Genomic DNA, 14,517 nt, shown 5'->3' with positions numbered 1-14,517 from the left:
AATGGAATTTACGCTATCAGAAAAATTGGCAATGGTTCATATAATCGATTCTGTAATTATAGCCGATGGCGAAGTACATAAAGGAGAAATAAATACCCTCAGTAAATTAATGAATATCATTGATTTTGATAGTAACTTCATCGTACAAGCGCGTACTATTGATATTGAGCAAAGTATTAGAATTTTAAGTGATATGACCCCAATAAAAAAGTCTGAACTTGCAATTATCCTAGAAGAGGTAGCAATTTCAGATGGTTATATTCATGAAAAAGAAAATGACATTATGAAGCATGTTTTTTCTGCTATTGGATTTGTACATTAACGACAATACACTTTAGCATACCTTTCCTTAACAATTTTCAAGTTTGATTTCTTATACCTAAGTGAGTATCTTACGTATATTAACGCAAGAAATCAAATTAAAATAGTCCATTTTGAGCGAAATCAGTATTTCATCAGAAGAAATGAAAACCGTATTGGAGTCTTTATTTATAAAATATTCCTTTACAAAAGAACAGGCAGAAATACTAGCCAGAATACATACGGAAAGTACAATTGATGGTATTTTTTCACATGGTATCAACCGGGTTCCCGTCTTTATAGATTACGTCAAAAGAGGATTAATTAAAATAGATGAGACAGCGACACCAATAGCATCTATGGGCTGCATGGAAAGATGGGACGGCAATTTAGCCTCAGGAGTCCTTAATGCACTAAAATGCACCGATCGTGCAATAAACTTAGCCAAAACTAATGGCATGGGATTAGTCGCTCTCAGAAACACGAATCATTGGATGCGTGGTGGCACTTATGGCTGGCGTGCAGCAGAAAAAGGCTGTATTTCTATATTATTTACTAATACAATACCTAATATGCCCGCTTGGGGAGGAAAAGAAAATAGAATAGGAAACAATCCGTTGGTCATCTCGATTCCTAGAAAAGAAGGGCATGTAGTTTTAGATATGGCACTTTCACAATTTTCTTTTGGAAAAATGCAAAGTTTAGATTTAAAGAATGAAGAACTACCTTTTAATGGCGGATGGGATAGGAATAATAATTTGAGTAAAAATCCAAAAGCTATATTGGACTCCGGTAGAGCACTCCCAGTGGGCTATTGGAAAGGTTCAGCGCTTTCAATGGTATTAGACATGCTAGCAACCTTATTATCTGCTGGAAATTCAACCTACAAAATAGGACTTAAGAAAACAGAAACGGCACTATCGCAAGTTTTTATGTGTATAGATCCAAGTACCTATTCCGATACTGATTTCCAAGAAAATTTATTAAACGAAATTATTCAATTCACCCATGATTGCTCTCCCATAAAAGCAGGCACCAAAACATACTATCCTGGAGAGCGAACACTAGTTACGAGAGCAAGATCTCAAAAAGAAGGCATGCAGGTAAACACCAAAATTTGGCAAGAAATCCTTCAGCTGATAGTATAAAATAATAAATCCCAGAATATTTTAATTCGTATTTTTAACCTACTCCATATCAACTAGTAAACCATGAAAAAACTACACTATTTTTTTGCATATCTATTATTTGCAACCTCATGTAAAGACGTCCCAAAACCTGCGTCAGTTGAAACTCCAAAAATTGTAACCTCTATTGCCAAAGCACGTATAGATTCGGTATTAAACAGTTTTGTAACCTCTGGGAATATTGCGGGAGTATCCGCACTTGTATTTGAAGAAGGCCATGAAGTGTACTACAATGCATTTGGCCATGCTGATCTAAGCTCAAATAAACCAATGGATAGGAATACTATAGTACAAATATATTCCATGACCAAACCTATTACAGGCACGGCATTAATGACCCTTTTTGACAAAGGTAAATTTAAATTAGACGACCCAATTTCAATGTACCTTCCAGAATTTAAAAATATGACAGTTTATGCTGGTGTAGATTCTAAAGGAAAAGTAATTACAGAACCCTTAAAAAGAGAGGTGACCATACGAGACATAACCCGTCATACCGCAGGTTTCCCAAATAGAACAGATATCGAAGGTCTTAGTGCACTCTTAAAAGAAGCAGATGCAATGAACAGGGAAAATACCTTAACCCAAATGGCTGAGAAAATGAGTCAAGTACCCTTATGGTTTCAACCTGGCACACAATGGGAATATGGCCCAAGTGTAGACGTACAGGCATTATTAGTAGAGCGCATTTCAGGAGTTCCTTATGGTGAATATGTTAGAAAAAACATCTTAGATCCGTTAAAAATGTCTGAAACTAGATATTATCTTCCAAAGGAAGATAGAGACCGTTTTGCTAAACTATACATAAGAAAAGGGGAAGGTGAATTAGTACAAGACACCATAACATATAGTAATTATACTGAACATTGGCCCTTAACACGTGGTGGGTCCGGTTTAACTTCTACTTTAGATAACTATATGCGTTTTGCACAAATGCTTGTACATGAAGGCAGTCTAGACTCTGTACAAATTTTAAAGCCCGAAACTATAAAACTTATGGCAACAAATCAATTGGCGGATAGTGTTACAGAACGCTCTTGGTTACCTACTAAAGGGCAAGTAGGGTTCGGAATTGATTTTGCAGTTAGGGTTGCGCCACCAAAAACACCCGAAGAAAACAATGGTGTAGTTGGTGAATTTTATTGGGACGGGGCAGCTTCCACACTTTTTTGGATTGACCCTGTAAACAAGTTAACAGCTGTTCTTTTTGTACAACTTTTCCCGTATGATCAAATTGGCCTACACAAACAATTTAGAGATGCCGTATATGGACCATATTCTTTTTTAGATTAAATAAAAAACGGACGAAACAAATTTTAATAACCTTGGAAAACTCATTGTCAAAGTACATTAAGAATTCTTAGGTTTTCCTTATCTTTCGACTCCATAAAAAAAACACATGAAGTTTGAAGAGTTTGTAAAGGCAGCTTTCGTAAAGATGATTTACGAGGTTATACAGGCAGACGGTAAAGTTCACCCCGCAGAATTAGAAATATTAAATGAGCTTAAAAAAAGTCTAGGGTTTAATGACGCATTTCTAGAACGAACTAAAAAGTTAGATTATGAAAATGCCCTGATTACGCTTTACAATATACCACATGAACAAAAGAAAGCTTTAGTGGATATTTTAGATGAGGTAGCCATATCCGATGGGTCTGTGCATAAAAAAGAGATGGCTTTAATAATAGAAACATTTATTAACATTGGTTTAGGTGAAGAAACTGAATAATAGCATGGATTTTACAAGAGATGAGAAATTAGCAGTAGTAAAAATGGTAGATTATGTAATACTAGCCGATAGTAAAGTAGACCCTGCTGAAATGAATTTGCTTACTCAATTAATGGATCGCTTTAATTTCGATAGCTTTTTCATAGGTCAAGCAAGAAATTTAAACAAGAACAAAGCTTATGAAATACTAGGGCAAATGCCCATTCAAAAAAAGAAAACATTAGCGCAGCTTTTAGATGAAGTGGCAATTTCGGATGGTTTTATTCACGAGAAAGAAATTATTACAATTATGGAAGCTTTAGGACATATGTAAATTGATAGTGAAATGCTATAGACTAATTAATTTATCATTATAGAGCCCCTATCCATAAAAATTATTTGATTTTTTAATCCAAACTCAATTTAAAGAAAATTTATAAGATTAATTATAAATGAAAAAATACTAGAAAAGTACTATTTCTATATTTTTTGGTTCAATAGTTGTTGCATTATATTCATGAAAGTATTTTTTATTTATCTCATCTTTTTAGTATCTCTCGGTATTCAAGCGCAAGGTTCCATATCTGGCAACTTCTCACCTGCAAAAGATTTTAAATGGCTTATTGCATATGAATTAACGCCCGGTGGAGAACATTATGTTATAGATACCGCTGTAAAGGAAGGTTCGTTTTCTTTACAAATGCCGGTTAATGCTCAAGCAGGTATGTATAGATTAGTATATGCCGTGCCGCAAAATGAATTTTATATAGATATTATCTTTGATAAAAAGGAAAATGTAAGCTTTAATTTTAGTTTAGAAAACGGATTAAATATCACTAATTCTATAGAAAATAAATGGTATAACGAATACTTTTCTAAAATTACCATAGCTCAAAATAAATTAATGGAATTTTATGAGAACGGTAATAATTCTAAAAATGAATATCTAAATATAATAAACGAGCTAAAATCCATACAAACCTCCTACGAAGAAAACTACGCTAACACTATTGCCAATAGATTTATAAAAGCAAATAAATTATACTTACCAGAAGCTTATGTAGATTTAGAAACATTTCTAAAATATAGAAAACAGCATTATTTTGACAATTTAAACTGTAACGATCTAATTTTACAGGGCTCTAATTTTTTAACCGATAAGATGGTAAACTATGCCTTCTCAGCATTACCAGAGGCAATAACAAATAAAGTTGATTTAGAAACAGAGGTCAATAAAAACATTAAAACCGTATCAGAGGTAATTAAGGACACTCCAATTAGTTTTCAGACAAAAGTAATTCATCAAATTTGGAAAATCGCAGAAGCTAACACAATGGGTTTAGTACAAGATTATACTTTTACAAATCATTTAAAAAAGTTGGCAATTGCGAATGGAAATCAAAAAATAGTTGACGATATTGAATCATCTTCAAGGTTAAGAATAGGTGCAAAATCCCCAGAAATTACTTGGGTAAGTAACGGAAAAATCCATGAGCTTTCTACTATAGAAAAAGCAGAAAATTATTTACTTATTTTCTGGAGTAGTACATGCTCTCACTGCCTAAAAGAAGTTCCTGCGCTTCATAAAGAATTAAAGAAATTCAATACTTTAAAAGTAATAGCTGTAGGACTAGAAGATGATGAAATTAATTGGAAAAAAGTAACTGAAACACTTCCAGATTTTAATCACGCAATAGCTTTAGGTAGATGGGATAGCGAATATGCCAAAACCTTTAATATTCAAAGTACTCCTACCTATTTTATTTTAGATTCGGAAAAACGTTTTATTGCTAAACCAGAAACTGATAAAGAAGTCTTAGAATTTCTTGAAAACTAAAGCGACTTTAGATCCTTAATAGTTTTGAAAGCAATATCTACCTGTTCGTCATTTACAAGAATGGTAAATTCATTTGTGGTTGAAATTACTTCATAAAGAACAATCCCTTCCCACGCTAAACGCTGAAAAATAAAGTAATAAATACCTGGTACAGAAACATTTTCAGCTGGCAATTTAACGGTAATTGATGAAAGTTCTTCTGCCTTTTGTGTGCATTTTTCATCTTTGAATAAGCGTTCAACCGTTTTATCCATTATATTACTAATAACAATATTAATTTCGTTTACACCACGACTAGAAGTGTAAAAAACATCTTGATTGTTATTAATTTCTTCTAATAATTTTGCTTGATGAACCAATATTTTATCAGAAGCTAAAAAAGTATAATCACTTAACGAAGAGCGTACAGTAATTTCCCCAATATTCTTTAATACTTTTAAGATTTTATGAGTAGCCCTAAATTCGAGATCATCAGAAAGTCGTTTTAAGGCCATTACAATTGCTCCATTACGAATGTCTTTTCCAAGTTCATGCTCAATTTCCGGTTTTACTATTCTAGATAAGGAAGTAAGATTTATAATTCCTTGCGCTAGAGCACTTTGTAAAAAAGGTTTTTTCTTTATATACTCTTCTACGACTGATGATATTGTTTTCATTATATGCAATACTTATAATGCAAATATAACAACTTGTTACAAATAAAACAAAATGTTTTTAAATAAAATCTACTCAACTACTAGATTACTTAAAAATGAAAGAAAGCAGACTCTAAATGCTCTAGTTCAAATTTATGCTTGTTTTTAAGAATTGTTATGATATCAAAACGAACTTCAACATCTATATTTTTATCTGTAACATACTGGTTTGCAGCCATAACAAGTAACTTAATTTTTTTTGGCGTTACCGTTTCGGCAATATTTTCTATAAAATCTGAGCTTCTAGACCGTACTTCCACAATGGCTAAAATGTCACCCTTTTTGGCTATAATATCTATTTCAGCTTGCAGGTATCTATAATTTTTATAACTAATTGTGTAGCCATTTTTTACAAGATAATCAACGGCTATTTGCTCTCCTTCCTTGCCAAATTCATTATGTTTTCCCATAATAATAGTACTAGATAGTGTAATTCATCGAAAATAAGGGCATTTCGACGCGTTTCTATTAATAAATATCGTTATTTGACAATTGAATATCGAAAATAGATAGTTTAAAATACTATACCAAATTTCGAAACGTTAATCATAGAAGCCCCAACTCTACGAACGTAATATTAATGCCTATTATAAGATTATGGAATATTTCATTAATTGTAATACTTCTACTCTTGCTCCGTATACTGCTAATTTAGACCAACAAAGAGCGCTACATTTATACAGAAGATTAGGATTCAGTGCCTCGGTTGCAACAATAAATCAAGCAGCAGGCCAATCTGCAGGAGCTATAGTGGATAACTTGGTAGATCAAGCCATAAATATGGCACCTATACCTGCCCCAACTTGGGCAAATTGGACCAACGCCAACTATCCCGAAGACGACGATGCCAGCAACCAGATAAAGAATCAACAGAAGAATGAATTTCAGTTAGCGTATGCCAATAGTTTACTAAATAATAACCTAAGGGACAGGCTAAGCTTTTTTTGGAGTAATCATTTTGTTACTGAATTAGACGTATACAACTGTAATCCATATTTATATGAATACATAAATTGTCTTCAAAGAAATTCCATAGGCAATTTTAAGACTTTTACCAGTGAAATAGGCCTTACCAATGCCATGCTTTATTACTTAGATGGTGTTTTTAATAATGGTAACAATCCCAATGAAAATTACGGACGAGAGCTTTATGAGCTTTTTACACTTGGCGAGGGAAATGGTTATACCGAAGAAGATATTATAGAAACAGCTAGGGCGTTAAGTGGATATGTAGAGCGTGGTGAAATAGGTTGTTCTCCAGTGACATTCGATGCTACGAAACATGATGCAGGTTCTAAAACCATTCTTGGACAAACAGGCAACTGGGGATACGATGATGTTATAGACATACTATTTGATCAACGACCCACTGAAATTGCAGAATTTGTTTGTCGTAAATTATATGAATTCTTTGTACACCCAGATTCTAGAGATGAAGCAAATAATGCGCAGACTATTATTAATGGTTTAGCTGCTACATTTGTTTCTAATAATTTTGAAATTGCCCCTGTTTTAAGGCAACTGTTTAAAAGTCAACATTTCTTTGATGATGAAGCCATTGGGGTGATTATAAAAAGTCCGATAGATTTTTACTTTCACACGCTTAATGAAACAGATTTCGCATATACAGATACGAATGTTGCCGAAATGGTTAATTACAGCACACTATTAAGTCAAGAAATTTTTGACCCTTTTGATGTTGCCGGTTGGCAACGAAACCGATCATGGATAAATACCAATTTTATGATTGGGCGATGGCTCACCATAGAAAGTATATTGGAAAATTTCTACATGGCCAATAATGAACAATTTAGAACATTAGGTTTAGATATTTCAGGAAATGCTGGTTTAACCAGCACAAACCCCGACGTAGTCGCCAGACTTATTATAGATTTTATACTCCCCAAAGGTCTGTTAGACGAACCTGAATATTCAAAAGCTTTTGCCATATTCAGAAGTGATATAGAAGAAGTTTATTATGAAGGTGGAAACCAAGAATCTTGGACTTTGGCTACTTGGCAACAAGCACCATTTCAAGTATATCTTCTTTTACAGTATTTAGCTAGACAACCTGAGTATCAATTAAAATAACACCTACAGTTATGTGCAATACACACCATTCCCCATTTAAAGGTCTTCAACATGAAGGTCACGATGAAGAACATAAAACATGGAGCAGGCGTTCCTTTTTACAAGCTATGGGCATCGCAGGTTCTGGCTCAATGATGTTAGGTGCTAACATGTTAACCGCTTCTGCACCATCACCCTTGTCGGCCGGGATTGCAGCAGCTGAAACTGATAATATTCTAATATTAATTCGCCTTTCTGGTGGTAACGACGGTTTAAGTACGGTTATACCAATAGAACAATATGATAGTTATGCAAATGCACGACCTAATATTTATATTCCTGAAAGTAAAGTATTAAAACTTACCGATGAATTTGGCGTACCATCCTATATGAATGCGTTAGCACCCATGTGGCAAGAAGGTCAATTTAAAGCCGTACATGGCGTAGGATATGAGGGTCAAAGTTTATCGCACTTTACGGGGTCGGATATTTTTGCAAATACAGATATAACAACAACAGGGTTTAGTGGATTAAACACCGGTTGGATGGGTAGGCACTTTGAAAATATTTATCCAGATTACTTAATTAATCCGCCAGCAGCACCAGCGGCAATACAAATTGGTCAATTTGGCAATTTGGTATTTCAAGGTGATGAAACCAACTATGCTTTCGTAACATCTAATATTGACCAACTAGAGGAAATTGCAGAATCGGGCGTAGTATATGGCTTGGATAATTCTCTTTTCAATAATTGTATGTATGGAGATCAACTCAAATTTTTAAGGGGAGTAGCAAATACAACTTACGAATATTCTGGTATTATACACGATGCTTACACACGTGGGCAAAATCAAGTAGAGTATCAAGATAATGGTTTTGCGCGCCAATTGGCTCTTTTAGCAAGATTGATTAAAGGAAATTTAGGTACCAAAGTATATATGATATCAATGGGCGGTTTTGATACTCATGGAAATCAACCACAAGCACATGCGCGTTTAATGACCAATTTATCTGTGGCTATCAACAATTTTTATGAAGATATAGCATTTACACAACAAGATGATAAAGTGTTAAGTATGACTTTTTCTGAATTTGGACGACGAATTTTTGAAAATGGCTCTAACGGAACCGATCATGGTAAAGCATCGCCAACTCTTTTCTTTGGATCAGGACTAAATGGTAGTGCCTTTGTTGGCGACCACCCAACATTAGATGATCCGGATGGTAGGGGTAATTTAGAGTACACTATGGATTTTAGAGACCTTTACGCCACCGTTCTTGCGGAATGGTTATGTGTAGATGTCCCATTAGTAGAAGCGCATCTATTAAATTACAAACCCTATGTTCCTGTAAATTTAGGATTTAGCTGTAGTGGTGAAGCATTTCCAGATATTGCCTATAGCGATGGTGAAGTTACGCCACCTGTTCCACCAGGGGAAGAGGCGGAAACTCCATTTAATCCAGACTTACTAAACGCTGTAGTTCATAAACCCTATTACCCAACAGACAGTACACCACATATCTATTTAGAGATGCCTTTTTCAGCACACGTAGATATTCAATTATTTAATATTCTAGGCCAGAGAGTAGGCACCGTTTTTAACGAAATGATGTTCGAAGGTTCTGCCGAAATAAATATACGAGAGCGCATGCCCGAACAACTATCAACCGGAAAGTACATTTATCGTATTACTGTACAAAATCAAAAAATGAGTAAATCCGTGATGGTAGCTTAAACAGTTTCCCACTATTTTTAAAAGGCCCAATTCAATATATTTGAAGAGGGCTTTTTAAATTTATGTAAGTTTTGAATTGTTCATTTTAGATACAAAAGTTAATTCCTTTTGAACTCTCTGGTTCTTGTTTTTATACACAAGCGCCAAATTTTTTATATTATCTTCTATATTCTTATCCTCAACATCTAGATTTTCAAAATGCTAATTAAGTTTTAACTTTTTAGTAGTACCACTACTCACATTTTCAAAATTAAATTAATAAATCAGAATTTTCTTACATTAAAATAATTTTTAAGTCTATTTAATATAAAAAATCGATGAGCGACACTCCTAAACTCCATCACATGAAAAAAATGTGGTATTTACTACCATAGATAGGCATTACAATTGACATGCATATGGTGATTCTCCCACTAAAAACTGTATTTTTGTAGCTTAATTTATTTTAATGTCCGATATTAAATCACCCTCTAGATATACGATTACTGCAGCGTTACCTTATACAAATGGCCCTATACATATTGGCCACTTAGCAGGTGTTTATGTACCAGCAGATATTTACGCACGCTATCTACGTTTAACCGGAAAAGATGTCGCCTTTGTTTGCGGAAGCGATGAACATGGTGTAGCTATTTCAATGAAAGCCAAAAAGGAAGGCGTAACTCCTAAAGATGTTATCGATAAATATCATGCTATTATTAAGCAGTCCTTCTTGGATTTCGGTATTACATTTGATAATTATTCTAGAACCTCGGCTAAAATACATCATGATACTGCATCAGAATTCTTTGTAAAGCTTTACGAAAAAGGAGATTTTATTGAAGAAACCACCGCACAATTGTACGATGAAGAAGCGCAACAGTTTTTAGCAGATCGTTTTGTAATTGGTACCTGTCCAAAATGTGGAAATGAAGAGGCCTATGGAGATCAATGTGAAAATTGTGGATCTAGTTTAAATGCTACCGATTTAATAAATCCGAAGTCAACTATTACCGGTACTGTACCCACTACCAAAGAAACAAAACACTGGTTTTTGCCTTTAGACAGGTACGAAGAATTTTTAAAAGATTGGATTTTAAAAGGTCATAAAGACGATTGGAAACCAAATGTATACGGGCAATGTAAATCATGGATTGATGGTGGTTTAGAGCCAAGAGCTGTAACCAGAGATTTAGATTGGGGCATTCCTGTACCTGTTGAAGGTGGAGAAGGCAAAGTGCTCTATGTTTGGTTCGATGCACCCATAGGTTATATATCATCTACCAAAGAATGGGCAGCCCGCGAAGGAAAAGATTGGGAGCCCTACTGGAAAGATGAAAATACAAAATTGGTACATTTTATCGGGAAGGATAATATTGTATTTCATTGCATTATTTTCCCTTCTATGCTAAAAGCGGAAGGTAGTTATATTCTACCCGTTAATGTACCTGCAAATGAGTTCTTGAATTTAGAAGGAAACAAATTATCTACCTCTAAAAACTGGGCAGTTTGGTTACACGAATATTTGATTGATTTTCCAGAAATGCAAGATTCGTTACGTTACACATTAACAGCGAACGCCCCGGAAACAAAGGATAACGATTTTACTTGGAAAGATTTTCAAGCTCGTAACAACAATGAATTAGTAGCAATCCTAGGTAACTTCATTAACCGAGTAGTGGTATTGACCAATAAGTATTATGATGGTAAAGTCCCAGCCGTAGGTAACTTAACTGATGTTGATGCAGAAACTCTAGAGCAATTATCAAAATACCCGGAAATAATTTCAAGTTCAATTGAGCGCTATAGGTTTAGAGAAGCTGGTCAAGAATTAATGAATCTTGCGCGTTTGGGTAACAAATATTTAGCCGATGCAGAACCATGGAAAGTAATTAAGATAGATGAAGAGCGTGTAAAAACGATTATGAATATAGCGCTACAAATAGCCGCAGGATTAGCCGTTTTAAGCGAACCCTTTTTACCGTTTACCTCTAACAAGCTTAAGAATATTCTAAAACTATCTTCAAATTCGGAGACTGAGCGTAGCCGAAGTCTAAACTGGAATGATGTTTCTTCAAAAGAAGCATTACTACAACCGGAACATCAAATAAATCAAGCAGAATTGCTTTTTAGAAAAATTGAAGATAGCGAAATACAAACACAATTAGAAAAGCTAGAAGCTACAAAAAAAGCAAACGAATACGAAAACAAAAAAGTAATGCCACAAAAAGATACCATTACATTCGATGATTTTTCTAAACTAGATATGCGTGTAGGTACTATTATCGAAGCTGAAAAAATGGCAAAGGCAAAGAAATTATTGGTCTTAAAAGTAGATACCGGATTAGATGTCAGAACCATAGTGTCTGGTATTGCAGAAAGTTTTTCTCCAGAAGAAATTATAGGTAAAAAAGTTACCGTTTTAATAAACTTAGCTCCACGTGCACTTCGTGGTGTAGATAGTGAAGGAATGATTTTAATGACTGAAAATGCCGATGGCAAATTAGTATTTGTTAACCCAGATGAAAGTGGTGTAGGAAACGGGGAGGGCATTAACTAAAAAACAATTTTTAATAATTTAAAAAAGCCTTGGTGAATATTTTCACGAAGGCTTTTTCTTTACAATTATTGTCACATTATAAATTAATTCTGTTCCAGCATCAATTTATCTCTAAGGGCATATTTAGATTTAACAATACGCTTAACTGCTTTAGATTCATAAGAATCATGTAACCTTTTAGCGGCATCTAATTTTAAAGATACTGAGCGTCTATTTGCTTGAACGCTAAATGATTTACCAGTTGATGTATCAGTAAGATTACCCTCTGCATCATAAAATTCAGATCTTACATATAAACCATCTTCGTAATACTCAATTAAATATAGCTGACCGTCTGCCAAATAACCCTCAACAGTTGTTAAAATACCATTTACATAGTTATAATTATAATATTCCTCTATAACACCTTCAAAATAATATTCCTCGTAGTAAATATTGCCTAATTCATTGTAATAATATGCGATATCTAAAATACCGTCTACATCATAGCCTTCGGCACTTATTCTAATTCCATTGGCATCATTTTCATAGAGGTAAGTATAATACAATGAACCTAGATCAAAATACTCCGTTTTAACCCAATACCCATTTTCATCATAATAATCAATCCAATTAAGTTCATCCAATGCATTGTAAGACCGGGTTTCTTTTATAATACCATTCTCGTGAAAATCATAGCTAAAGTAATCTGTTAGAGTTCCATCAGCTTCAAAATATTCAGTTTTTTGAATCGCATAATAACCCGTTGAAAGTATAACCCAATGGTTCGCATAGGAAAAAATTATTTCAGAATTGTCGTTATATTCATTTATCATTTCAACATGAGAACCATCGGTCTCATATATTATACTATAGCTTAATAATCCATTATCAAAACTTTCCGAAGTAAGTAGGTAACCTCCTTGCAGTGTTTTTATTTGCTGAAAACCATCTCCCGATGTAAAAGTGTTAGCATCTACCAATTCATAATCATCGAACATAAAATTATTATCGAATGAAGAAGTATAATTTTGCCCTATCGTATTACTGTTAATATTCAATTCGGCAAGTTTATTAGTCTGCGTATAATTCAATTTCCAAACTTGAGTGGTACTAGATATACTCTCATATGGCAAATCATCTAGATATTGTGATGAATACTCTCTATTAGAAGAATTACTAATTTCAGAAAAATTATTTTTCTCGTTATACTTAAAAGTACTAGTTATGTTATAGTCATCATTTGAAAAAAACTGGCCTGCAACATCATTTGTTTGAGAAATACTATGTACATTTTGTGTAACAAGTTTATCATCTTCATAGGTATTTGTATAAGTTTTTTCTTGACTATAAATATTTGCTTCGTCTGTAATACTCTCTATATAAATTAACCCTTTATTTACCTCATTCCATTCCGTAAATTGAAAAATATGCTGAGAGTTTGTTGAACCAGGTTCAAAAGTAATTTGCTCTATTTGATTAAGTGAGTTATACCCAATATCAAAAGAATTTGAATACGTATTAACCGGATAAGAATATATCCCTGCCAAAAGTTTCGGGCTCAAATCTGATTTAGTAAACTTTAAAGGCAACCCTACTTCATTGTAGTTAGAAAAAGTAAGTTCATGTAAAACCCTACCGGAATATCTTAAAATTATAGCCATAGAAAGTAATGTTCCATCTGCATTAAAAGAATTCTTATAAACCGCAGATTTTGGCACATCGGCAGCGTATAAAGACTCCAATAATGGCAACAAATGTGTTAATGCCAAATTCTCTTGTGGAGTATATTCTAACTCTAAGGCAGCAGCCATATTCACTGCAGCAGTTTCAGGATATACAATCTCTAAATAAGATCCCGTTTGTAGAGAAATATTAATAATTATATCTGCAAGAGTAGATGTAATGCTACTGGAAAAATCTACACTTTGCACTCCCAATGCTGCAATAACATCAGCAGTTAAGTTAATACCATTACTATGGTCTTGGTCATCATCTAATGTTTGCAAAAAAGCTGCTATGTTCTTTGTTATTGGACTTTCAATACTCGCACTAGCATCTGCCACTAATGCAATATCAATAGGAGTTATTTTATCTTTTGCAATTACAGAACCAATTGCTACTTCACCTACTTTAAAAGTGATTTCCTCCCCTTCTACATATTTAAATTCCCCATTTTCATTTGTAAGTCCCTCTTGGGTTGCCGTTTCAAAAGTCAATCCTTGCACTGCGGCATCAATAAACTTTCCGGTAAGTACAGTTACAGAAGTGGGTTCATTGGGCAGCTCTTGCTCTTCTGGTTTTTCTACTTGTGTTTCTTCTACCGTGTCATCGTCTTTGTTGCACCCCATGGTCAACAACAATGCACAAAAAATTGTAAATACTTTTACTTTCATAATAGTTTAGTTTTGGTTAATGATTATTAAAATATAGAATCAGCTATTTTACCATAACTGTGTTATTCTT

At 33.9% G+C, this 14,517-nt stretch carries 12 protein-coding genes; 9 read left to right on the top strand and 3 right to left on the bottom strand.

What is annotated here, in order from left to right:
* Position 1: 1 nt before the first annotated feature.
* From BTR34_RS10080 to BTR34_RS10055, 6 genes are all read left to right on the top strand, one after another.
* On the top strand, positions 2-322 hold the full coding sequence (locus BTR34_RS10080; protein WP_068480998.1) for a TerB family tellurite resistance protein: 321 nt from the start codon (positions 2-4) through the stop codon (positions 320-322).
* Between the two features lie 112 nt (positions 323-434).
* Positions 435-1,448, top strand: coding sequence for a 3-dehydro-L-gulonate 2-dehydrogenase (gene yiaK / locus BTR34_RS10075; protein WP_197496117.1), 1,014 nt, complete (start codon positions 435-437; stop codon positions 1,446-1,448).
* A gap of 63 nt (positions 1,449-1,511) precedes the next feature.
* Positions 1,512-2,780 carry a serine hydrolase domain-containing protein gene (locus BTR34_RS10070; RefSeq protein WP_068480995.1) on the top strand — a complete coding sequence of 423 codons (1,269 nt, stop codon included), beginning with the start codon at positions 1,512-1,514 and terminating at the stop codon, positions 2,778-2,780.
* Between the two features lie 106 nt (positions 2,781-2,886).
* Positions 2,887-3,216, top strand: coding sequence for a TerB family tellurite resistance protein (locus tag BTR34_RS10065; RefSeq protein WP_068480992.1), 330 nt, complete (start codon positions 2,887-2,889; stop codon positions 3,214-3,216).
* A complete protein-coding gene (locus BTR34_RS10060) occupies positions 3,200-3,529 on the top strand; it encodes a tellurite resistance TerB family protein (RefSeq protein ID WP_157483730.1) in 330 nt (109 codons plus the stop codon). The genes BTR34_RS10065 and BTR34_RS10060 overlap by 17 nt, the downstream gene beginning before the upstream one ends.
* Before the next feature lie 183 nt (positions 3,530-3,712).
* The gene (locus BTR34_RS10055) at positions 3,713-5,032 is read left to right on the top strand and encodes a TlpA family protein disulfide reductase (RefSeq protein WP_068480987.1); all 1,320 of its coding nucleotides are present in this window, start codon (positions 3,713-3,715) and stop codon (positions 5,030-5,032) included.
* Here BTR34_RS10055 and BTR34_RS10050 read toward each other — a convergent pair.
* Entirely contained in the window at positions 5,029-5,688 is a 660-nt protein-coding gene (locus tag BTR34_RS10050) for an aspartate kinase (protein ID WP_068480984.1), read from the bottom strand. The two genes, BTR34_RS10055 and BTR34_RS10050, sit on opposite strands and share 4 nt — an antisense overlap.
* Before the next feature lie 89 nt (positions 5,689-5,777).
* Positions 5,778-6,137, bottom strand: a complete 360-nt coding sequence (locus BTR34_RS10045) for a YraN family protein (protein ID WP_068480981.1) — start codon at positions 6,135-6,137, stop codon at positions 5,778-5,780.
* Between the two features lie 187 nt (positions 6,138-6,324).
* Here BTR34_RS10045 and BTR34_RS10040 point away from each other — a divergent pair, with 187 nt between their 5' ends.
* The 3 genes from BTR34_RS10040 to metG all read left to right on the top strand — a co-directional run bounded on the left by BTR34_RS10040 (position 6,325) and on the right by metG (position 12,072).
* The gene (locus BTR34_RS10040; protein WP_068480977.1) at positions 6,325-7,818 is read left to right on the top strand and encodes a DUF1800 domain-containing protein; all 1,494 of its coding nucleotides are present in this window, start codon (positions 6,325-6,327) and stop codon (positions 7,816-7,818) included.
* Between the two features lie 11 nt (positions 7,819-7,829).
* Complete coding sequence (locus BTR34_RS10035) at positions 7,830-9,533, top strand: DUF1501 domain-containing protein (protein ID WP_068480974.1); 1,704 nt, start codon at positions 7,830-7,832, stop codon at positions 9,531-9,533.
* 448 nt (positions 9,534-9,981) lie between these two features.
* Complete coding sequence (gene metG / locus BTR34_RS10030) at positions 9,982-12,072, top strand: methionine--tRNA ligase (RefSeq protein ID WP_068480971.1); 2,091 nt, start codon at positions 9,982-9,984, stop codon at positions 12,070-12,072.
* A gap of 83 nt (positions 12,073-12,155) precedes the next feature.
* Here metG and BTR34_RS10025 read toward each other — a convergent pair whose 3' ends face one another.
* Complete coding sequence (locus tag BTR34_RS10025) at positions 12,156-14,447, bottom strand: toxin-antitoxin system YwqK family antitoxin (RefSeq protein WP_068480968.1); 2,292 nt, start codon at positions 14,445-14,447, stop codon at positions 12,156-12,158.
* Between the last annotated feature and the right edge of the window lie 70 nt (positions 14,448-14,517).

The sequence above is a fragment of the Maribacter hydrothermalis genome (assembly GCF_001913155.1).
GTDB lineage: Bacteria > Bacteroidota > Bacteroidia > Flavobacteriales > Flavobacteriaceae > Maribacter > Maribacter hydrothermalis.
The sequence above is the reverse complement of the archived record's forward strand: the minus strand, read 5'-3'. Positions and strand labels throughout refer to the sequence as shown.

Bases quoted from the DNA above. Each gene is read 5' to 3' on its own strand.
- BTR34_RS10070 (WP_068480995.1), top strand. From the start codon at position 1,512: ATGAAAAAACTACACTATTTTTTTGCATATCTATTATTTGCAACCTCA.
- BTR34_RS10040 (WP_068480977.1), top strand. From the start codon at position 6,325: ATGGAATATTTCATTAATTGTAATACTTCTACTCTTGCTCCGTATACT.
- BTR34_RS10080 (WP_068480998.1), top strand. From the start codon at position 2: ATGGAATTTACGCTATCAGAAAAATTGGCAATGGTTCATATAATCGAT.
- BTR34_RS10045 (WP_068480981.1), bottom strand. From the start codon at position 6,137: ATGGGAAAACATAATGAATTTGGCAAGGAAGGAGAGCAAATAGCCGTT.
- BTR34_RS10035 (WP_068480974.1), top strand. From the start codon at position 7,830: ATGTGCAATACACACCATTCCCCATTTAAAGGTCTTCAACATGAAGGT.
- metG (WP_068480971.1), top strand. From the start codon at position 9,982: ATGTCCGATATTAAATCACCCTCTAGATATACGATTACTGCAGCGTTA.
- BTR34_RS10050 (WP_068480984.1), bottom strand. From the start codon at position 5,688: ATGAAAACAATATCATCAGTCGTAGAAGAGTATATAAAGAAAAAACCT.
- BTR34_RS10065 (WP_068480992.1), top strand. From the start codon at position 2,887: ATGAAGTTTGAAGAGTTTGTAAAGGCAGCTTTCGTAAAGATGATTTAC.
- BTR34_RS10055 (WP_068480987.1), top strand. From the start codon at position 3,713: ATGAAAGTATTTTTTATTTATCTCATCTTTTTAGTATCTCTCGGTATT.
- BTR34_RS10025 (WP_068480968.1), bottom strand. From the start codon at position 14,447: ATGAAAGTAAAAGTATTTACAATTTTTTGTGCATTGTTGTTGACCATG.